Here is an 18996-nt window from a genome sequence, read left to right as displayed (position 1 = left end):
GGGATCCCCCGAGGTTGGCCCATTTCAGGCTTCAGGCCGATGAACCGGCTCGGCCATCAAGACGTTGTTCTCGGGAAAACGTGGTATGACGGGAAGCAAGTGATCTACAATTGGCAGCGGCGATGTCTTTGTCCGAGAGTACAAGCCAGACGACCAGCGACGCGGCCCGCCGAGAGCGGAGAAGAAGCAATTCCTTGTTGTTGGTTCTCGCGGTTGGATTTCTTGTTTTTGGTGCCGCATCGGGTGCGCTCTATTACGCGTTGCGGCCGGAGACGCTTCGGATCGCGGTTGGACCGACGGGCAGCGACGATGACAAGGTCATTCAGGCGATGGCCGATGCCTTTGGTACCGAGAGCCGAACTGTCAGGCTGTTGCCGATCAAGACCGAGGGGGCGGTGCAGTCCCTTGCCCTGCTTGGAGCTGGCAAGGCCGACCTGGCCGTTGGCCGCGGCGACCTGGACATGCCCGCGGAAGCGCAGGCCGTCGCGGTCGTGCGCAAGAACTTCGTTGTGCTGTGGGCACCTTCCGGACTTGCGACCAGGACCTCGAAAAGAAAGCAGACGCCGAAGATAAAGGAGGTTGCCGATCTCGCAGGGCGTCATGTCGGCATCATCGGGAAGACCCCGGCGAATGCCGCGTTGCTGCGGGTCATCCTGAGCGCCTCCGGGGTGGAGGCAGACAAGGTCACGGTGACGCACTTTGGCACGGACCACGTCGAGGAGCTGGCGCGCGACCCCCACCTCGATGCATTCATGGCGGTCGGGCCGCTCGATAGCAAAATCACATCGGACGCCATCGCAGCGACGGCGCGCCTACGTGGCGAGCCGAAGTTTCTCGCCGTCGAGACATCGGAAGCGATCGCCTTGAAGCATCCCCGGTATGAGTCCGAGGAAATCCCGCCCAGCGTCTTCAATGCGGACCCGGCTTGGCCGGATGACAAGGTTGAAACGGTCAGCGTCAGCCACCTCATCGTGGCGAGAAAGACCCTGTCCGAAACGACCGTGGCCGCTTTCTTTCGGCAGCTCTTTGCCGTTCGTCAGGCGATCGCGAAGCAGGTCCCTGGGGCCGCTCACATCACCAAGCCGGACCTCGATAAGGACACCGAGCTGCCGGTCCATCGAGGAGCGGCGGCCGTCATCGACGGCAACGAACGCACCTTTCTCGACCGCTACGGCGATTACTTCTGGTTCGGGCTGCTGCTTCTCTCCGGCGTCGGCTCGGCCGCCGCGTGGTTGCGTCGCTATCTGAACCGCGACGAAAGGGAGGAAAATACCAGCCATCGCAAGAGAATCCTGGCCATGGTTTCCAGTGCGCGGACCGCGGAGTCCAACCAGCAGCTTCTGACCCTCCAGCAAGAGGCCGACGGGATCATCCGTGAAACACTCGCGTGCTACGACGACGGCGCAATCGAGGAAGAGGAGCTCGCGGCATTCGGGCTGGTGCTCGAGCTGTTGAGCAACGCCATTGCCGAGAGGCGGGCCACGTTGCAACGTGCCAATATCGAAACGGTTCGAGGGGCGGCAACAATGGCGCGAGGATCAGGCGGCAAATAAGCCTGCCTTGCGGAACGTCTTGGTCGGCTCGACAATTCCGATCAGGCCAGATGCCCTCGTCCTCAACATGACTCGCAACCGCGCTAGATCACCGCGCGAAACATCAGGTACAGGCATCCGGCGATCAGCATGGCCGCCGGCAATGTCAGGATCCAGGCGAGAACGATGTTCCTGATCGTCCCCGTCTGCAGTCCGGAGCCGTTGGCCGCCATGGTGCCGGCGACGGCGCTCGACAGGATGTGCGTGGTGGAGACCGGCATCCCATAGAACTCGGCTCCCAGAATCGTCCCGGCCGCCACCAGTTCTGCGGATGCACCTTGCGCGTAGGTCAGGTGCTGCTTGCCGATGCGCTCGCCGACCGTCACGACGATCCGCCGCCAACCGACCATGGTGCCGAGCCCGAGCGCGATCGCAACCGAGACCTTGACCCAGTTGGGAATGAAACGCGTGCCATGTTCGAGGTCGGTGCGATACTGCTTCAGGATCGCGCCGTCCGCCGCGTTGAAATTGGCGCCGGCTTCCGGCAGCAGGCGGACCGCGTCGGACACCAGATACATGTCGTTGCGCATGTTCGGCGTGGCTGCAGCTGGGATGCGGCTGATCGAGCCATAGTTCTTCACCCCGTTCGCGATGTCATCGGACAGCGTGGCCAGCGCGGCGAACACCTCCGGGCGGTTCAGGCTGCGCGTCTTGAGCGCGTCGCCGATCAGGCTTCGTGCTTCGTCGGGGTTGCCGGGCGACGCCCCCTGCGCATGGCTTGCGAAGACGGACCTGGCCTTGCCGGTGACCTCAATAAATGCCGGCGTGCTCGAGTCCGGCATGGTCCGGTTCAGCGCATAAGCGGTCGGTGCCACGCCGATCAGGATCAGCATGATCAGGCCCATGCCCTTCTGCCCGTCATTGCCGCCATGCGCAAAGGAGACGCCGGTGCAGGTCAGGATCAGGATGCTGCGAATCCACCATGGCGTCCTGCCCTTCGGCTCCTCGTAGAGCTTGCGCACGGGAACGATCACTTTCAGCAGCAACAGCAGCAAGGCGGACAGCACGAAGCCGACCGCCGGGCTGACCAGCAATGCCTTGCCGACGCTGATCGCCTGGGACCAGTCGACGCCCGACGTGGCTTGCCCTGCGGGCGCGACGAGCTGGTTGGCGAGCCCGACGCCCATGATCGAACCGATCAGGCAGTGCGAGGAGCTGTTGGGAATGCCCATCGACCACGTTGCCAGATTCCAGACGATGGCGGCAATCAGCAGGGCGAAGATCATGGCGTAGCCCGCGGTGCTGCCGACCTGCAGGATCAGGTCGACCGGCAGCAGCGTGATGACGCTGTAGGCAACCGCGCCGGTGGACACGAGCACGCCGAGGAAATTGAACACGCCCGACCAGATCACCGCGGTCAGCGGCGGAAGGCTGTGTGTGTAGATGACCGTCGCCACGGCGTTCGCCGTATCATGAAAACCATTCACGAATTCGAAGCCGAGTGCGATCATGAGGGCGATGCCCAGAAGAAGCAGCGCGCTGATCGCAAGCGGTTCGCCGACGCTGTGCGTATCGGTGAAGATGCCGTAGGCGGCATAGCCGATCCCGCTGACGAGGAAGAGCAGGAAGACCGCGACCATGCTCACATGCGGCTTCTTGTGCAGATCGGGTTTGGCGGTGGCTTGTGGGTTCAGGCCAGCGTCGTTCAGTGCAAAATCGGACATATGGATTGCTCGTTGGGCAGATGGACGGCGATGGCGTTTGCGGATCGGAGCGGGATGTCCGTTGAGCTCTAAGCCCGTTCGAAAGTGTCGACGTTGGTTGTCACGGCGCGCCACCAGTTCAACGGCTTGAGTTTTGCGGGATCGCCTTCATTGGCGGCGCTCAGCGCCTGGTCGGCGACCACGAACCAGGCGGTCTCCATTTTCCCATCACGCAACAATCCCGCGTAGGACACGACGCGGTCGCCTGCGACCGACGAGCCTACGGCGACAAAGCCGATGCAATTGCCCCTGTGAAATCCGGTGACCTGCACCGTTTGTCCATAAAAGCCGCTGTCCTCGAGCGCGGTCTCGAAATTGCCCTCGATGCGGCCCTCCGCATCGCTGATGATGCGCAAGATCGAGCCGAATTGATTTCGCCAGGTGCCGACCCATGCCATGCCGGTTCTCCGAGGTCATCTGCCCGGCGCGATGCGCAGCCGGTGCAATCGATGCAGCTCCTTTGCGGCATCCTTCATCAGGCCACGAGCCGCCTCGCGTTCCTGGCCGACGATGAAGCCTGCCGTAAAGGCCTGCGCGCGCCGGTTCGCCGGCGGCGCTGCCAGGGCCGCCTCCGTCGCCAGCTCGCGATGCGCCATGAAGTCGTTGAGCGATCCCAGCGCGGATTGGATCCGCTTCAGGCCATCCGAGAGAGAAGCCAGCCTGTTCTGATCGCGATCGCGATAGAGGCTCTCGAAGAAATCGACGGCGTAGCGGATTTTCTTGATCCGGATGCGCAGCTTGTGGCGCTGTCGCGGGTCGAGATCGCTCAATTGCTTGCCCTGCTTCCGCGCCTTCCTGATCCGCCGATCAAGCACCTCGGCCGCATAGGCGCCGATCGATCGGTCATCGCCCGCGCGAGGGCGTCCGGCTTCGATCCACTCCATCACGTCGATCAACATGCGGCGGTACCGGGCCGATGCCGCCGCGTTGCGGGCGCGCTCAAAGGCCACCGCTCTCTGCCTGGCGAACTTCCTGCGGATCGCGCGGACGCCCCGTTTCGGAACGCCCTGGCCGGCAACCGGCTCGATGCTCTCCTTCAGAAACACGTCGGTCTCGCGCGCCGGCGCCAGCTCGTTCGTAAGCCATTTGAGCTCGGACTTGATCCGCGCGGTGCTCGCGCGCGGCAGCACATCCTTGAACAGGGAGATGGCGGCCCGCAACCGCCGCAAGCCGACACGCATCTGGTGGACCCCCTCGGAATCCATCGCGCGCACCGGATCGGCGTTCGCCGTGATCTGCCGCAGCGTCGAATGCGCGATGACGGAAAATGCCTTGCGAGGAGACAGTGCATGGTTCAGGGCGATTGGCTCGGCACGCTCCGCGCCTCCGCCGGTTCCTGCCGCAAGCTGGAAGCCTCGATCGGCCTTCGAGCGCAGGTCGAGTTCGGCGTCCGTGGTGCGTTCGAGAGTCCGCGCCAGACGGAACAAATCCGCGACCTGTCCGGACTTCAATTCCAGCTCCAGCTCGGAAACGGGTCGCGTGCGGCGCCCAACTTCAATCCGGCCGTGGTCGACCGCGAGCTCGATCCGGCTGTTTCGGACCCGTCTTGCCTGGGCCGTGCGATGCACGTCGGTCCGAAAAACCGGTTTCAGCTTGCGCGCAAGTCTTTTGGAGGCGAGCTCATCGAGCGGTGAATTCTTCGCTTTTGCGAGATCAGGCCTCGCGCCGGCGACCTCGCTTTCCCATTCGCCGCGCGTCACGCTGCCGGAGCCGCCCGCCTTCACGGTTTGCACAAAGCGGCCCTCGACCTCGCGGACCCGAAGCGTCAGGCCATGTCGTTCGAGCTTGTGCTTACGCGTGTCGAAATAGGTCGACACAAGCGTCTGCCGGGATGTGTCGCGCCGCCTTCCGCGCGAAGTGCCGTTGGGCACGACGGATGACAATTTGCGCGGCGAAAGCCGGAATTTGAGTTCCGTTTCTGCGTTCATCCGAGGACTCCCGTTGTCGTTTAGAAGTGATGCGATCGCGGGAAGTTCCGTGCGCAGCTGGCATTTCCGATCCGGACGTTCGCGGCGGTGCCGACATCATGGAAATTTCACGGAACTCGGCTCGTCCGCGGTCGATTGAGAACGAGATCTCGATCAGAGGAGGCCCCCGTGAGCACAACGAACATCATCGCGATCTCCGTCATCGTGCTTGTCCTCGCCGGCGGTGCGGCCGCGCTTTATCGCCTCGACACCGGCGAAGGCGCGCGGACAAGCCAGGATGTTTCGGCGAGGACGGCGTCGGACTGAGCAGGTGGCGTGACAGAGTGAGCGGCCCATCCCGGAGGATGCGTCAAGCAAACCCATCGGTGCCTTTCGGCGACGATGAGTTTTCCGCGAAGAGCTCAGCTCATCCTGCGTGTCGCGCGATTATGCCGCCTCGGCGAGCAGCGCCGTCGGGTAGATCGGCTTGGTGAAGAATTTTGCCCCGGGCGGCAGAGGCCGGGGCAGCGGACGCCCTGAAATGACGATGATCCGCACATCGGCGTTCTGCTGTTGGGCAAAGTGAGCGAGATCGACGCCATTCATCTTCCCGACCAAACTGATGTCGGTGACGATCAGGGACGGGTGCCGTGCCTTCACCGCCAGAGCGGCGGTCTCCGCGTCCTCGCACTGGAGCACGTCGAAGTTGTTGTCCTCGAGCAGTATCGCCAGCATCTCGCGCTGAATGTCGTCATCCTCGACGACGATTGCGATCGGCCGGATCGGCTTTGATTGGCCCATGGTTGCACCTCACTTGCTATCATTCGTTAAGTGTGGAGGAGGTGAATCTGTTCCCGGTACGGTGCGCCGTGTTCCGCTCTCGTCGGGGTTGCAGATTGTCGGCGACCCCGCCGGCAGTTTGCGCAGAAGATTTTCAGCCTCGGTCAGCACGGTACGAACAAACTTCCGTTCCTCAATGGCCTCGCTGGTGAAGAAGCCGTGCTTGACGGCATTGCCGTTCCCAAATGGGGCTCCCGATCCCGCCGTGCCGCCGTGCATCCGGCACCGCGTCTTCTGGCGCAGCGCCGGCGCGCGGCAGGTTTCACCGTTGCGTGTCCGGGCTCCGCAGCGTGGGCTCGCCTGCATCGGGCCGGTGTTGCGGGCGTGGCTCATGCGATGACGGCGTCCGTCAGATCCGGCTGCGCAGCGATCAGGTTCGCGTGCTGTGTGAAATGGCCGACGACGGCCTTGCCGCCATCCTGCACTGACAAATTCTGCACCGTGATCGCGCACGCGCCATTGCTGCGATGACGGTTCAAGGCCTCCATCTCGGCTGCGAAGGTGCGCGACAGCCGGGTCAGCGCGCGCGTGAGGCTTTCCTGCTGCGGCACGTCGTCCGTGCATGCGAGGCGGCAGGCGCAGCGCATCGATGCGACGTGAATGCCCACCATCTGCGCTGCCAGCATGGCCTCGAGCGAATCCTTCGGTGCGATGCTCTTCAGCATCGAGACCATGAAAGCGAGATTGCCCTGGTCCGGCTTGCGTGCAACCGCGCTAGCCTTGACGAGCTGGCTCAACAGGCCGTGCAGCGCCTCGCGGTCGACGGCGCCGAGCGCCTCGGCCAGCAGCTTCTCCCCGGTGCGCGGATCGGGATAGTCGATCACGATGCGCCTGCGGCGGAGCTTTACTTTGGGGGTTGCGATGATTGGAGCGCAATCGCTCGCTGCGATGGGCATCGTTTCGCTATGTGTCGGGAGTGTCGTCATGCGAGGTGTCCTTTGCCGGCGCAGGCACGAGGGCTCGCCGCGAGCGAAGCCGATCGCGCGTCTGCTACCGCGGCGGTTGAGATTTTTCAGATATCGATGAGGAGTTTCGCGCAGCCAGGTCAAGGCGCCCATGATCGGGGGACAGTGGCGATTGTCGCGATGATGCCATCATGCTCCTGTTTTGCCCGACGTGTCAAAAGGAATTTTCGGGATTACGTAATTCGTATCCGCGCAGGTTCTTGTTCTGACGGGGGCGGCTACTGTGCATGGGGTTGTTTTCGCGCTTTTATTTGGAGAGCGAGCCGCGCCAGCAGCGGGCGCTGACCTTCGTTGATCTTCTCGTCCGCCTGCTCGAGTGTGAACCATTCGGCGCGGTCGACCTCCGGGAACCGTTGCCGCTTGCCGCTGCGCGGCGGCCATTCGATCTCGAAGGTGTTGCTGCGGATGCTGGTTGCCTCGATATCGAGCTCGGCCGCGAACGCGGTGACGATCTTGCCGCCGCGCTGCTTGACCTGACCGAGCGCGATCAGCGGGACCACCAATTCAAGTCCGAGCTCCTCGGCAAACTCCCGTCGTGCGGCCAGCTCTGCGTCCTCGTCGTCGGGATATTCGCCCTTCGGAATCGACCACGCGCCGAGATCCCTGTTGCGCCAGAAAGGTCCTCCGGGATGGACGAGGAGAACCTCGCATGTGTGGCGTTTTCGATAGGCAAGGATTCCGGCACTTCTGGATGGCATCGCAAGGTTCCGTGCAGGCGGCGACACTTCTTCAGTTCGGCCGGCGCGTCGTATGCGATCGGCGATCCCTCTTGAACATGCGCGTGGTCCCGGGCGGCTTGGAGTGCGCGGAATCCTAGAGCCGCCCGGGTAAACACGCGTTAAAGAATTGGTTCAAATCAGCCGGGAATGAAGGCGAGCAGGGTGCCGTTGGCTTTGGCCGGGGGCACGACGATCGCAGAACCGCTGCGGACACCTGCCGAGCCGAGGGCCTTCTCGGTCGCCGCGAGATCGCCGCTGACGAGTACCAACGCCGCGCCGCCGCGCTCGGAGAGGCCTGCGAGCGGTACGCCGGGATAGCGCTTGCGGAGCTGGTCGAGCGTCAGATAGACGAAATCGGCGCGGTCGCCGCCGGAGGTCACCGTCACCGCGCCGTCGGCCTCCGCCTTCTGTTCGCGATCGATCAGCTTCGCCAGATGGGCTGCTTCCCTGGCAGGCTCGGGCGTTGCGATCAGCACTTGGCTGATCCGCTTCGCCGCATTGGCGTGCCTCATCAGCTCGGGAATCCACACCGTCTCGCGGGTCTTGTGCTGGCAGGCGAAGATGCGCACGCCGCCGGGGGCTTCTGCGGTCGGCCACATGAAGGTACGGAATTTGGCGGCCGAGACCGTGCCGTTCGGCAACGTGACCGGCCGTTCGAAATCGGTCGGACCGATCGGCGTGAGGCCACGCGCGCGGATCTCCTCGGCGCCGGCCGCGGCATCGACCGCGGTGAAGGCGATGCGCTCGATGCCTTCGCCGCGCTTGTCGAGGAAGGCGCGGGCCGGCGCATTGTGCTCGGTCGCAGCGAGCACGCCGAGCAGCTCCATGTAGTCAGGATCGAACATGATGGTGTAGTTGCCGGTGCCCATATGCGCGCTGTGAGTGCCGCGCGGCGAGAGGGTAAAGCCGAGCTGCCTGTAGTTTTCGGCGGCCTTGTCGAGGTCCTGCACCATGACCACGGCGTGGTCGATACCGATGACGTTCTTGAGGGCCACTGTAATTTCCCTGAATGAAAACTGGCTTTGAACGGCGCGACCGGCCGCTGTCCCTGTCTACGCCGGATGGAGGCGCAAGTCATTTTCAAATCGGCGGGAGAAGCGGAATTTCATTCCGCGAAATGCGGCATCGACGCGTTATGGCGTCAGCGATCCTGGTCGCTGATATAGGCGGCAAGGATGGCGCGCTCCTCGCTGGTCATCTCGGTGATGTTGCCCGGCGGCATCGCATTGGACCATGCGGCTACGCGCCCGATCAGGCGGATGTTGCGGTGGATGTGCTCGGGCGCGTCGAGCAAAATGCCCTTCGGCGCGGTCACGATGCCGGCCCACACCGGTTCGGCCGCGTGGCACATGCTGCAGCGGGACATCACGATCTCCTCGACATTGGCGAGTGTCGGCTGCGCTGACAGCGCGCCCGTCTTGACCTCGCGCGGGCCGGCCGCGGACAGGAAGAGGGTGGCGATCGCACCCGATGCTGCGACGCCCCACACCCACCACGGCGATTTGCGTCCGGCATGACGCTCGTTGAAGAAGTGGCGGATCACCGGCCCCAGCGCCAGCACGATTGCGACGATGATCCAGTTGAAGCGCGTGGCGTAGAGCAGGGGATAGTGGTTGCTGATCATCAGCACGACGACCGGCAGGGTCAGATAGTTGTTGTGGACCGAGCGCGCCTTGCTGGTCTTGCCGAGCTTCGGGTCGGGCGCCCGACCCGCGATCAGGCTGGCGACGATCTTCTTCTGGTTCGGAATGATCACCGCAAAGACGTTGGCGACCATGATGGTGCCGATGATCGCCGCGATCTGGTTGAAGGCGCCGCGCCCGCTCAGCACGTGGGTGAAGGCGTAGGTCAGCGCGACCAGGAACAGATAGCCGCCGATGGCAAAGGGCATCTCGCGCTGCGCGAGCCCGGTGCGACACGCGGCCTCGTAAAGCAGCCAGGCCAGCGCAAGACTACAGAAGCTGAACAACCCGGCCTGGAATGGCGTGAGGTCGAGGATCGACTTGTCGACCAGGAACAGATCCGCGTCGAGATAGTACACCACCACCATCAGCGCGAAGCCGGACAGCCAGGTGGTGTAGGCCTCCCATTTGAACCAGGTGAGCTCGTCGGGCATCTGGGTCGGCGCCACCAGATATTTCATGATCCGGTAGAAGCCACCGCCATGGACCTGCCAGGCCTCACCTAGCACGCCTTCCGGCAGATCGCTCTTGGTCTTGAGGCTGAGGTCGAGGGCGATGAAATAGAAGGAGCTGCCGATCCAGGCGATCGCGGCCACCACGTGCAGCCAGCGCAGCAGCAGGCTCGCCCATTCCGATACGATCGATCCCCACATGATCACCCCATCAATCGCGACGTCGATGCCGCAGCTTTGATGACCGCAACCGGCGGCCGTGCCCTTACAATCTGTCGCACCGATCCGCGCCATTTTCCAGTAGGGTGGGTCACACCAAATGCACATCGTGCGGGCATGAGCTGACGTGGGATTTGGCAGAAAAAGTGCGGGAGGAAGGCGACGTGACAATTCGTGTTTCGCACATGATGGTGCCCGCTTGGCTATTGGTTGCCTGCGCCGGCGCGGAAGCCGAGTCCGTGCTGCAAGGCAAGGATGCCTATGGCAGCTGGCAGGCCGACAAGCCCGGCACCGTCAGGCTGATCCGCCCGCAGGATCTGCCGCAGCCGGGCGCCTCGCGGTCGGTCGCCAACCCCACGCGCGTGACGGCGCGCGGTAGCGCGACGCCGCTCGTGCCGGACGGATTCAAGATCGAGCTTTTGGCTGACGGCCTGTCCGATCCACGCGTGCTGCGGGTCGCACCGAATGGCGACATTTTCGTTGCCGAGACCGGGCCCGGGCGCATTCGCGTGCTGCGTCTTGGCGAGGGCGGCGCCAAGCTTGCGACCAACGAGGTGTTTGCCAGCGGGCTCGCCCGTCCTTTCGGCATTGCCTTCTTCCCGAGCGGTGAGAATCCGCAATGGGTTTATGTCGCCAATGCCGGCAACGTCGTCCGCTTTCCCTATCACGCCGGCGACCTGAAGGCGTCGGGCAAGGCCGAAATCGTGGTGGCGGACCTGGCGCAAAGGTCGGGGCATTCTACCCGCGACATCGTGTTCACGCCTGACGGCAAGCGCATGCTGGTGTCGGTTGGCTCCGCCAGCAATGTCGCCGAGGGCATGGGGAGCCCGCCCGGCGGGCTCGAGGCCTGGTCGCGCACGCAAGCCGTCGGCGCGTCCTGGGGCTATGAGGCCGAGCGCGCGGCGGTGCTCTCCTTCGACCCCGAAGGCAAGGACCGCAAGCTCTACGCCACCGGCATCCGCAACTGTGTCGGTCTCGCGATCCAGCCGCAGACCGGCCTGCCCTGGTGCTCGACCAATGAGCGCGACGGTCTCGGCGACGATCTCGTGCCCGACTATGTCACCAGCGTGAAGGAGGGCGCCTTCTATGGCTGGCCGTGGTTTTATATCGGCAACAACGAAGATCCGCGCCATGCCGGCGCGCGGCCGGACCTCAAGGACAAGGTGACGATCCCTGATGTGCTGGTGCAGCCGCATTCGGCCTCGCTCGGCATGACCTTCTACCAGGGCACGCAGTTTCCATCCGAATACCAGGGCGACGCCTTCGCCGCCGAGCACGGCTCCTGGAACCGCTCGAAGCGCACCGGCTACAAGGTGATCCGCATCAAGATGAAGGACGGCAAGCCGACCGGGGAGTACGAGGATTTCGTCACGGGCTTTGTCGTCAACGACAGCCAGGTGTGGGGACGGCCGGTCGGAATCGCGGTGGCGAAGGATGGATCGCTGCTGATCTCGGAGGACACGGGCGGCACGATCTGGCGGGTGACGCACTGATGGCTTTCCCTGTCCCCGCTTGCGGAGAGAGAGGCCTTACCCCCGCCGCACGCTCGCGCCGCCGTCCACCGGCAGCGTTACGCCGGTGATAAAATTCGCCTCGTCCGAGGCCAAAAACAGCGCGGCGTTGGCGACGTCCCATCCCGTGCCCATCTTCTTGCGCAGCGGCACTTTGCTGTCGCGCTCGGCTTCGATCTCGGCGCGGGTCTTGTGCCATTCGCGGGCGCGGGTGTCGACGGCCATCGGCGTGTTCATCAGGCCGGGCAGGATGACGTTGGCGCGGATGCCGTATTCGGCGTTCTGGTAGGCGAGTTGCTCGGTGAAGGCGATCATCGCCGACTTCGTCGCCTTGTAGGCGACGTAAGGATAGGCGGTGATCGCTGCCATCGAGGAGATGTTGATGATGGCGCCGCTCTCCTGCGCGCGCATGATCGGGATCACTTCCTTCGCCGCCAGAATGCAGCTCTTCAAATTGATGGCGACGACGCGGTCGAACGCCTCCTCGGTGATCTGAAGCAGCTCGGCATCGCCGCCGGAGAGACTCACGCCGACATTGTTGTGCAGGACGTCGATGCGGCCCCAGCGCGATTTGGCGTCGGCGACCATCGCCTTGATGTCGGCAGACTTGGTCACGTCGGCCTTGAAGGCTGCGGCGATGCCTTGCTTCGCCGCGATCAGGTCGACGGTCTCCTGCGCCGATTCCAGATGATGATCGACGCACAGCACCTTCGCGCCCTCACGCGCGAAGGTCAGCGCGGTGGCGCGGCCATTGCCCATGCCTTCGCCGGGGCTCTGCCCGGCGCCGACGACGATCGCAACCTTGTCCTTCAAGCGCATGTCAGTTCACTCCTTACCGGCGAGGCCGGCACCGTCCTCAGGGCCGTGCATGTCGTCTCATCCCGATATTTTCGTGCAAACTAGCAATGGAGCGCAGAGGTGAGAAGGCCGGCTGTCCCGCGCGGATGTCATTGACATCGCATGGAATTGCATGCCGCCGCGCGGTGCGGCCCGGGCGCGAGCAAGCTTGTTGCGGAACCGACTTCACGCAACTGCGTTTGTGGCAGGGGCACTTTCGCGTTAGGCTTGCCCTCGGGGTTTTCCAATCGCCAGTGGCTTGCCGATGAATCTGCTCGATCCACAAGGGCCGGTGGCTACCGCCAACAGCACCATCCTGGTCGATTCCGTCTTCATCATGCTCGCGATCGTGGTGCCGACCATTTTCGCGATCCTGGCTTTTGCGTTCTGGTTTCGTGCGTCCAATCCGAAGGCCCGCTTTCAGCCCGATTTCGTCTATTCCGGTCGCGTCGAGATGGTGGTGTGGGCGATCCCCGCGCTGACAGTGATCCTGCTCGGCGGTGTCGCCTGGATCGGCTCGCACCAGCTCGATCCCGCAGCACCTGTTCCGGGCACCGGCAGCCCTGTGAGGATTCAGGCCGTCTCGCTCGACTGGAAGTGGCTCTTCATCTATCCGGACCAGCGCGTCGCCACCGTCAACACGCTGACGGTGCCGGCCGGTGCCGAGCTGAATTTCCAGCTGACATCGTCAAGCGTGATGAACACGTTCTTCATCCCGCAACTCGGCAGCATGATCTACACCATGAACGGCATGGTGACGCGGCTGAACTTGCGCGCCGACAATGAGGGTAAGCTCAAGGGGATGTCGGCGCATTTCTCCGGCGACGGCTTTCCCGACATGATGTTCGACGTCAACGTGATCTCGCCGCTCGCCTTTCCGGATTGGGTGGCGACCACGGCGAAGACCGACGCGGTGCTGAACGAGGACAGCTACAAGAAGCTGATGCAGCAGGGTATCGAGACGGGCAGGCCGACCTACCGGCTCGAAGACCCGCGCCTGTTCGACCTGATCGCGACCCAGCACATTCCGCCAGGACCGGGGCCGGAGTTGATCTCCGATGCCGGCCGTCCCCATAGTGGAGGCCACGATGCTCGGTAAGCTCGACTGGTCGGCCATCCCGTTCGATCAGCCCATCCCGCTCATCGCCGGAGCGATCGTGCTGGTCGGCATACTCGCCGTGCTCACTTGGGTCGTGGTGAAGGGACATCTGCCTTATCTCTGGCACGAGTGGATCACCAGCGTCGATCACAAGCGCATCGGTGCCATGTACATCCTGCTCGCCTCGGTGATGCTGCTGCGCGGCGGCAGCGACGCCATCATGATGCGCATCCAGCAGGCGATCGCCTATCAGTCGCAGGGTTATCTTCCGCCGGAACATTACAACCAGATTTTCTCGGCGCACGGCACCATCATGATCTTCTTCGTGGCGATGCCGTTCGTGATCGGGCTGATGAATCTGGTCGTGCCGCTCCAGCTCGGCGTGCGCGACGTGGCTTTCCCGACGCTGAATTCGGTCGGCTTCTGGCTGACTGCGACAGGCGCGCTGCTGGTCAATCTGTCGCTCGTGATCGGCGAATTCGCGCGCACCGGCTGGCTCGCCTTTCCGCCGCTGTCGGGGCTGTCCTATTCGCCCGGCGTCGGCGTCGACTATTACGCCTGGTCGCTGCAGATCTCCGGGGTCGGCACGCTCGTCGCCGGCATCAATCTCGTCACGACCGTGCTGAAGCTGCGCACCAAGGGCATGAACTATCTGCGCATGCCGATGTTCTGCTGGACCACGCTGGCCTCCAGCCTTCTGATCGTCGCGGCGTTTCCGATCCTCACCGCGACGCTGGCGATGCTGCTGCTCGACCGTTACCTCGGCTTCCACTTCTTCACCAATGAAGCCGGCGGCAACGTCATGATGTTCATGAATCTGATCTGGGCCTGGGGGCATCCGGAGGTCTATATCCTGGTGCTGCCGGCCTTCGGAATCTTCTCCGAAGTGGTGTCGACCTTCTCCGGCAAGGCGCTGTTCGGCTATCGCTCGATGGTGCTCGCGACCATGGCGATCTGCGTCATCTCCTTCATGGTCTGGCTGCACCATTTCTTCACGATGGGGGCGGGCCCTGATGTCAATGCCATCTTCGGCATCGCCAGCATGATCATCGCGGTGCCGACAGGCGTGAAGATCTACAACTGGCTGTTCACGATGTATGGCGGGCGCATCCGCTTTGCGACGCCGATGCTGTGGGCGGTCGGCTTCATGGTCACCTTCATCATCGGCGGCCTGACCGGCGTGCTGGTCGCGGTGCCGCCGGCCGATTTCATACTCCATAACAGCATGTTCCTGGTGGCGCACTTCCACAACGTCATCATCGGCGGTGTGCTGTTCGGCGCCTTTGCCGGCTTCGAGTACTGGTTTCCCAAGGCGTTCGGTTTCCGCCTCGACGAGCGCTGGGGGAAGCTGGCGTTCTGGTTTACCTTCACAGGCTTCTACGTCACCTTCGTGCCGCTCTATGTCGCCGGCATGCTTGGCATGACGCGGCGCTTGCAGCACTATAATGTCGCGGCGTGGCGGCCCTGGATGATCGTGGCGGCTGTCGGCATGGCCGTGCTGTCGATCGGCGTCATCTGCCAGATCATGCAGCTCGTGGTCAGCATCCGCAATCGTGAGGCCTTGCGGGATCGTACCGGCGATCCCTGGGACGGCCGCTCGCTGGAATGGGCGACGTCGTCGCCGCCGCCGGTGTTCAATTTCGCCTTCAATCCCGATGTGCGCGGCGAGGATGCCTATTGGGATATGAAGACCCATGCCAAGCAGCAACTGCTCGAACACGAAGTGCCTGAGTATCAAGACATCGAGATGCCCAGGAACTCGCCGACCGGCTTCGTCTGCGCGTTCTTCGCCACCATCATGGGATTTGCGCTGATCTGGCATATCTGGTGGATGGTGATTTTGGGCGGTATCGGCGCGTTCGCGACCTTCGTCGTCTTTGCCTGGCGCGACCATGACGAATACGTCATTCCCGCCGCGGAGGTCGCCGCGATCGACCGCGTCAATCTCGAGGAGCGGCGCAGCCTCGTCAGCCTGGCGGGAGCGATCTGATGGCGATGACCGCGACCGTTGGCCACGCGCATGCCGATCCCCATCACATCGGCTTTGTCGTCGAGCATCCCGGGCCGGCGCCGAAGCGCACTGTGACCGCCTACGGATTCTGGGTGTTCCTGCTCTCCGACATCGTGATGTTCTCCTGCTTCTTTGCGGCCTATGCGGTGCTGGTCAGCCAGACCGCCGACGGCCCCAAGGGCTCGGAGATTTTTGAGCAGCGGAACGTCGCGATCGAGACCGTCTGCCTGCTGCTCTCGAGTTTTACCTGCGGCATGGCGAGCATTGCAGCCGACGTGCGCAACCGGTTCTGGTTCTATCTCGGCATGGCCGTGACCTGCGTACTCGGGCTGATCTTCCTGGCCATCGAGTTCAAGGAATTCGCCGATCTCGTCGCCCGCGGCTATGGCCCTTCGCGGAGCGCCTTCCTGACCGCGTTCTTCTCGCTGGTCGGATGTCATGGCCTGCATGTCTCGGCCGGCGTGCTCTGGCTGCTCACCATGATGGCCCAGGTCTTCGCAAAAGGCTTTCGCGCCGACGTCCTGCGCCGGATGATGTGCTTTGCGCTGTTCTGGCACGCGCTCGACATCATCTGGGTCGGCGTCTTTTCCGTCGTGTATTTGCTTGGGAGTGGCGTATGAGCGATCAGACCCACATGCATGTCGAGCACGACATCGCCCCTGGCGATGAAGAACAACACAGCGTGGGCGAGCGTATCGTCGGCTATGTCGTCGGTCTCGTCCTCGCGTTGCTGCTCACCGCGACCTCGTTCTTCATCGCCGGCACTGATCTGGTCTGGCAGCCTTCGATCCCCGTTGCGCTGATCGTGCTCGCGATCGCGCAGATGGGTGTGCACCTGGTGTTCTTCCTGCACATCACCACGGGGCCTGACAACACCAACAATGTGCTGGCGCTGGCCTTCGGCCTGCTGGTTGTCTTCCTGGTGGTCGGTGGCACGGTCTGGATCATGGGGCATCTCAACCAGAACATGCCGCCGATGGATCAGATTATGCAGATGCGGCGCTGAAATTTAAGCCGCGGCGATCCGGAATGTCGTCTCTCTAGCCTGTGACAAGCGGCGAGAGCACGGACCGGTTCGACAATTCGGATCCGCACGCTGGAGACGCCGGCTGGCGAAGTGGCGCTGAGGCGCAATGTTCTCACAATCCGCTCACCTTAACGCTCATTGGCTGAGGCTGCCGAATCGATCGGCGCGCGCGGATGGAGTTCCATGTCCAATACTTTCCTCTTCTTCAGGGCGCTCGCGTCCAATCCGTTGATGGTCGGTGCCATCGCTCCCTCGGGGCCGGTGCTCGCAGATCTCATCACGAGGGAGGTCGATCCGTCGGATGGACCTGTCCTTGAACTCGGTCCCGGCACAGGGGTCTTTACCGAGGCCCTTCTCGCGCGCGGTGTCCGTCAGACGGATTTGACTCTCGTCGAATCCGGCTCCGATTTTGCCCGCGTTCTCCGACTGCGCTTCCCCGAAGCTCGCGTGCTCCGGATGGATGCGGCGCGGCTCGGCGTCTGTCGCCTCCTTGGCAGCGCGCCTCTGGGCAGCGCTATCAGCGGACTGCCCTTGCTGAACATGTCGGCCAGAAAGGTCACGGCCATCCTGATCGGCGTGTTTTCTCTTCTGCGCAACGGCGGCGCACTTTACCAGTTCACCTATGGCGTTCGCTGCCCGGTGTCGCGCCGCCTGCTCGACCGTCTCGGCCTCAAGGCGAGTCTTCATGGCCGGGTGCTGCGGAATTTTCCGCCCGCCCAGGTCTACAAGATTGTCCGGCGCAAACGACTGACATCGCGCGAGGGCGGAAGATGACCGGCCTGTCTGATTTGCCGGCCTTCGTCTCCGATCTGGCCGGTTGGGGGTTGCTTGGCTTGATGTTGTGCGCGGCCGCGGAAAAGCTTGTTCCGATCGTGCCGTCCTATGGAGTGCTGATCGTGCTCGGCATGTTCGTCGTCCCGGATTTTGCCGCTTTGCCCTGGGCCCTCGCGGCAACTACGGCCGGGTCGACGCTCGGCTCGCTGATCTGGTACGCCGCGGGGCGGTGGTTCGGCCCTCAGCGCGGTGAGGCATTGGTGCAACGCGCGGGACGCTATCTGAGCCTTCGGGTTGAAAAATATCGCCAGTTGACGGGCTCATACCACCGCAACCAGTTCTGGATCACCGTGAGCTCCCAGGTCATTCCCCTGGTCCGCGTCTATATGGCTTTTCCCGCCGGGGTCGTGGCCATTCCACTGACGTGCTTTACGACGGCGACCTTCGTCGGGGCTCTTGCCTGGAATGCGCCATTTCTCGTGCTGGGCTACGGTTTGCGAGAAAGTCATGTCGATCCGTCGACTGCGGCCTCCACTGCCATCATCGGCATTGTTGTTGTCGAGGTCATGTTCGCTCTCGCATTCCGCTTCATCCGCGGTCGGGCTTGAGTTACGACAGCCGAATGGCTGGAATCGATTCCGATGCATTGTGCCAAAAAGAAAGGCCGCTTGTTGGTGACAAGCGGCCCAAGTCTAGGGAGGAAACGCCCGAGCCAAGCAATCGGACGGAAGCCGGATCGCCGCCAAGGAAACGCTCGCGCGAAGCGCTTGCGTACACATATTGGTGCAGCAACTCGCGATAGGAGTTCAATTCCGGGTCAATACCGTCTCAGGATACCACTCACGGCTGCGTGAACTATTTGTTCACTTTGGCCGGCGGCAGTTGTAGGCCTTGCGGAAGCCCGAGGCCTGCGCGTCGTCCTCCGAGCAGAACCAGCGGTCCGGCTTGGTGGTCGCGGCGTAGCTCGGGCAGCCCCGCAGATGATAGATACCGATATTGCCGGTGACGCGCGCGCGTACCGCGAGCTTGCCCTTGATGGCGCAGCTCGGCGGCGCCGTCAGCTCCTCCGGAAACAGCACCGCGCGAATTTCCTTGTCGCGGTCGGCGCGGCAGGCGGCGCCGAGCAGGGCGCCGTCCTTCTTGCCGGTGCGGAATTCTTGCGGTGCAACAAAGCAGCCCTTCCATATGCCGGCTGACGCCGTCTTGGCCTCGGCAGCCGCCGCCTTGACGTTGGCCTTGATGGGCTCGCGCGCGATGGCAAAGCCCAGCTTCAGCAGCTGCTCGTTCAACGAGACCTTGCCGCCCTCGACCGTACAGATCGCGCGATGGCGCTTGCCAAAGTTCTTCTCGGGACCGACATCGTCGCAGCGCACGGGCTTTCCGCCGATCAGCTTGGTGAGCTGATCGCGGGCCTCGATGCCGCAGGTCCAGGGATCGGCGTGGTCGTCGATGCAGACCTGGTCGAGCTCGGGCGCGTCGACGCCGTCGAGCCGGTAGGTGACGTCGCCGAGTTGGATCGAATTGGCGTCCCGGACCGTCGCAGCCGCGGTCAGCGCGGTGGCGGGGCTGGAGGTCCCCAGAAATCCTGACAGAGCGAGAAATGAGACAAGCGCGAAGGCGCGGGCGGCGGCAAATAAATTCTCGAGGGACATAACTTC

General features: G+C 63.4%; 20 protein-coding genes. 9 read left to right on the top strand and 11 right to left on the bottom strand.

Annotated elements, in window-relative coordinates:
* The first annotated feature begins 122 nt into the window (after positions 1-122).
* A complete protein-coding gene (locus tag YUA_RS0101160; RefSeq protein ID WP_027528987.1) occupies positions 123-1553 on the top strand; it encodes a TAXI family TRAP transporter solute-binding subunit in 1431 nt (476 codons plus the stop codon).
* A gap of 83 nt (positions 1554-1636) precedes the next feature.
* On the opposite strand, the gene YUA_RS0101155 is transcribed toward YUA_RS0101160, so the two are convergent.
* The 3 genes from YUA_RS0101155 to YUA_RS0101145 all read right to left on the bottom strand — a co-directional run bounded on the left by YUA_RS0101155 (position 1637) and on the right by YUA_RS0101145 (position 5223).
* Entirely contained in the window at positions 1637-3256 is a 1620-nt protein-coding gene (locus tag YUA_RS0101155; protein ID WP_027528986.1) for an inorganic phosphate transporter, read from the bottom strand.
* 68 nt (positions 3257-3324) lie between these two features.
* Positions 3325-3693: an avidin/streptavidin family protein gene (locus YUA_RS0101150; RefSeq protein ID WP_027528985.1), complete on the bottom strand. Its 369-nt coding sequence runs from the start codon at positions 3691-3693 to the stop codon at positions 3325-3327.
* A gap of 15 nt (positions 3694-3708) precedes the next feature.
* On the bottom strand, positions 3709-5223 hold the full coding sequence (locus tag YUA_RS0101145) for a CYTH and CHAD domain-containing protein (protein WP_027528984.1): 1515 nt from the start codon (positions 5221-5223) through the stop codon (positions 3709-3711).
* Positions 5224-5391: 168 nt separating this feature from the next.
* Here YUA_RS0101145 and YUA_RS49725 point away from each other — a divergent pair, with 168 nt between their 5' ends.
* Positions 5392-5529, top strand: a complete 138-nt coding sequence (locus tag YUA_RS49725; protein WP_156947029.1) for a hypothetical protein — start codon at positions 5392-5394, stop codon at positions 5527-5529.
* 120 nt (positions 5530-5649) lie between these two features.
* On the opposite strand, the gene YUA_RS0101135 is transcribed toward YUA_RS49725, so the two are convergent.
* The 6 genes from YUA_RS0101135 to YUA_RS0101115 form a co-directional block, all read right to left on the bottom strand.
* A complete protein-coding gene (locus YUA_RS0101135) occupies positions 5650-6003 on the bottom strand; it encodes a response regulator (protein ID WP_027528983.1) in 354 nt (117 codons plus the stop codon).
* A gap of 9 nt (positions 6004-6012) precedes the next feature.
* On the bottom strand, positions 6013-6375 hold the full coding sequence (locus YUA_RS47615; RefSeq protein WP_245285082.1) for an HGGxSTG domain-containing protein: 363 nt from the start codon (positions 6373-6375) through the stop codon (positions 6013-6015).
* A complete protein-coding gene (locus tag YUA_RS0101130; protein WP_027528982.1) occupies positions 6372-6968 on the bottom strand; it encodes a hypothetical protein in 597 nt (198 codons plus the stop codon). The genes YUA_RS47615 and YUA_RS0101130 overlap by 4 nt, the downstream gene beginning before the upstream one ends.
* 257 nt (positions 6969-7225) lie before the next feature.
* Entirely contained in the window at positions 7226-7705 is a 480-nt protein-coding gene (locus YUA_RS0101125; RefSeq protein WP_027528981.1) for an NUDIX domain-containing protein, read from the bottom strand.
* 158 nt (positions 7706-7863) lie between these two features.
* Positions 7864-8721: a VOC family protein gene (locus YUA_RS0101120; RefSeq protein WP_027528980.1), complete on the bottom strand. Its 858-nt coding sequence runs from the start codon at positions 8719-8721 to the stop codon at positions 7864-7866.
* Between the two features lie 146 nt (positions 8722-8867).
* The gene (locus YUA_RS0101115) at positions 8868-10061 is read right to left on the bottom strand and encodes a urate hydroxylase PuuD (protein WP_027528979.1); all 1194 of its coding nucleotides are present in this window, start codon (positions 10059-10061) and stop codon (positions 8868-8870) included.
* 206 nt (positions 10062-10267) lie between these two features.
* On the opposite strand from YUA_RS0101115, the gene YUA_RS0101110 reads away from it, so the two are divergent.
* Positions 10268-11572 (top strand): sorbosone dehydrogenase family protein, encoded by a 1305-nt coding sequence (locus YUA_RS0101110; protein ID WP_198029367.1) that lies wholly within the window; start codon positions 10268-10270, stop codon positions 11570-11572.
* Positions 11573-11608: 36 nt separating this feature from the next.
* Here YUA_RS0101110 and YUA_RS0101105 read toward each other — a convergent pair whose 3' ends face one another.
* Entirely contained in the window at positions 11609-12409 is an 801-nt protein-coding gene (locus YUA_RS0101105) for an SDR family NAD(P)-dependent oxidoreductase (protein ID WP_027528977.1), read from the bottom strand.
* 283 nt (positions 12410-12692) lie between these two features.
* Here YUA_RS0101105 and YUA_RS0101100 point away from each other — a divergent pair, with 283 nt between their 5' ends.
* The 6 genes from YUA_RS0101100 (at position 12693) to YUA_RS0101075 (ending at position 17946) form a co-directional block, all read left to right on the top strand.
* Complete coding sequence (locus YUA_RS0101100; RefSeq protein ID WP_027528976.1) at positions 12693-13526, top strand: ubiquinol oxidase subunit II; 834 nt, start codon at positions 12693-12695, stop codon at positions 13524-13526.
* Complete coding sequence (cyoB, locus tag YUA_RS0101095; protein WP_027528975.1) at positions 13516-15516, top strand: cytochrome o ubiquinol oxidase subunit I; 2001 nt, start codon at positions 13516-13518, stop codon at positions 15514-15516. Before YUA_RS0101100 ends, cyoB begins: the two co-directional genes overlap by 11 nt.
* Positions 15516-16157, top strand: a complete 642-nt coding sequence (locus tag YUA_RS0101090) for a cytochrome (ubi)quinol oxidase subunit III (protein WP_027528974.1) — start codon at positions 15516-15518, stop codon at positions 16155-16157. The genes cyoB and YUA_RS0101090 overlap by 1 nt, the downstream gene beginning before the upstream one ends.
* Positions 16154-16543 carry a cytochrome o ubiquinol oxidase subunit IV gene (cyoD, locus tag YUA_RS0101085; protein WP_027528973.1) on the top strand — a complete coding sequence of 130 codons (390 nt, stop codon included), beginning with the start codon at positions 16154-16156 and terminating at the stop codon, positions 16541-16543. Before YUA_RS0101090 ends, cyoD begins: the two co-directional genes overlap by 4 nt.
* Before the next feature lie 204 nt (positions 16544-16747).
* A complete protein-coding gene (locus tag YUA_RS43305; protein WP_035970360.1) occupies positions 16748-17338 on the top strand; it encodes a class I SAM-dependent methyltransferase in 591 nt (196 codons plus the stop codon).
* The gene (locus YUA_RS0101075) at positions 17335-17946 is read left to right on the top strand and encodes a DedA family protein (protein ID WP_035970288.1); all 612 of its coding nucleotides are present in this window, start codon (positions 17335-17337) and stop codon (positions 17944-17946) included. Before YUA_RS43305 ends, YUA_RS0101075 begins: the two co-directional genes overlap by 4 nt.
* 255 nt (positions 17947-18201) lie before the next feature.
* Here YUA_RS0101075 and YUA_RS0101070 read toward each other — a convergent pair whose 3' ends face one another.
* Entirely contained in the window at positions 18202-18990 is a 789-nt protein-coding gene (locus YUA_RS0101070) for a thermonuclease family protein (RefSeq protein WP_027528971.1), read from the bottom strand.
* Positions 18991-18996 lie beyond the last annotated feature (6 nt).

Source organism: Bradyrhizobium sp. WSM3983 (genome assembly GCF_000473045.1).
Classification (GTDB): Bacteria; Pseudomonadota; Alphaproteobacteria; order Rhizobiales; family Xanthobacteraceae; genus Bradyrhizobium.
The sequence above is the reverse complement of the archived record's forward strand: the minus strand, read 5'-3'. Positions and strand labels throughout refer to the sequence as shown.

Coding starts and splice junctions, on each gene's coding strand:
- YUA_RS0101105 (WP_027528977.1), bottom strand. CDS start 12,409: ATGCGCTTGAAGGACAAGGTTGCGATCGTCGTCGGCGCCGGGCAGAGC.
- YUA_RS47615 (WP_245285082.1), bottom strand. CDS start 6,375: ATGAGCCACGCCCGCAACACCGGCCCGATGCAGGCGAGCCCACGCTGC.
- YUA_RS0101135 (WP_027528983.1), bottom strand. CDS start 6,003: ATGGGCCAATCAAAGCCGATCCGGCCGATCGCAATCGTCGTCGAGGAT.
- YUA_RS0101160 (WP_027528987.1), top strand. CDS start 123: ATGTCTTTGTCCGAGAGTACAAGCCAGACGACCAGCGACGCGGCCCGC.
- YUA_RS0101115 (WP_027528979.1), bottom strand. CDS start 10,061: ATGTGGGGATCGATCGTATCGGAATGGGCGAGCCTGCTGCTGCGCTGG.
- YUA_RS0101155 (WP_027528986.1), bottom strand. CDS start 3,256: ATGTCCGATTTTGCACTGAACGACGCTGGCCTGAACCCACAAGCCACC.
- YUA_RS0101075 (WP_035970288.1), top strand. CDS start 17,335: ATGACCGGCCTGTCTGATTTGCCGGCCTTCGTCTCCGATCTGGCCGGT.
- YUA_RS0101110 (WP_198029367.1), top strand. CDS start 10,268: ATGGTGCCCGCTTGGCTATTGGTTGCCTGCGCCGGCGCGGAAGCCGAG.
- YUA_RS0101125 (WP_027528981.1), bottom strand. CDS start 7,705: ATGCCATCCAGAAGTGCCGGAATCCTTGCCTATCGAAAACGCCACACA.
- cyoB (WP_027528975.1), top strand. CDS start 13,516: ATGCTCGGTAAGCTCGACTGGTCGGCCATCCCGTTCGATCAGCCCATC.
- YUA_RS0101130 (WP_027528982.1), bottom strand. CDS start 6,968: ATGACGACACTCCCGACACATAGCGAAACGATGCCCATCGCAGCGAGC.
- cyoD (WP_027528973.1), top strand. CDS start 16,154: ATGAGCGATCAGACCCACATGCATGTCGAGCACGACATCGCCCCTGGC.
- YUA_RS0101145 (WP_027528984.1), bottom strand. CDS start 5,223: ATGAACGCAGAAACGGAACTCAAATTCCGGCTTTCGCCGCGCAAATTG.
- YUA_RS0101150 (WP_027528985.1), bottom strand. CDS start 3,693: ATGGCATGGGTCGGCACCTGGCGAAATCAATTCGGCTCGATCTTGCGC.
- YUA_RS0101100 (WP_027528976.1), top strand. CDS start 12,693: ATGAATCTGCTCGATCCACAAGGGCCGGTGGCTACCGCCAACAGCACC.
- YUA_RS0101070 (WP_027528971.1), bottom strand. CDS start 18,990: ATGTCCCTCGAGAATTTATTTGCCGCCGCCCGCGCCTTCGCGCTTGTC.
- YUA_RS43305 (WP_035970360.1), top strand. CDS start 16,748: ATGTCCAATACTTTCCTCTTCTTCAGGGCGCTCGCGTCCAATCCGTTG.
- YUA_RS0101090 (WP_027528974.1), top strand. CDS start 15,516: ATGGCGATGACCGCGACCGTTGGCCACGCGCATGCCGATCCCCATCAC.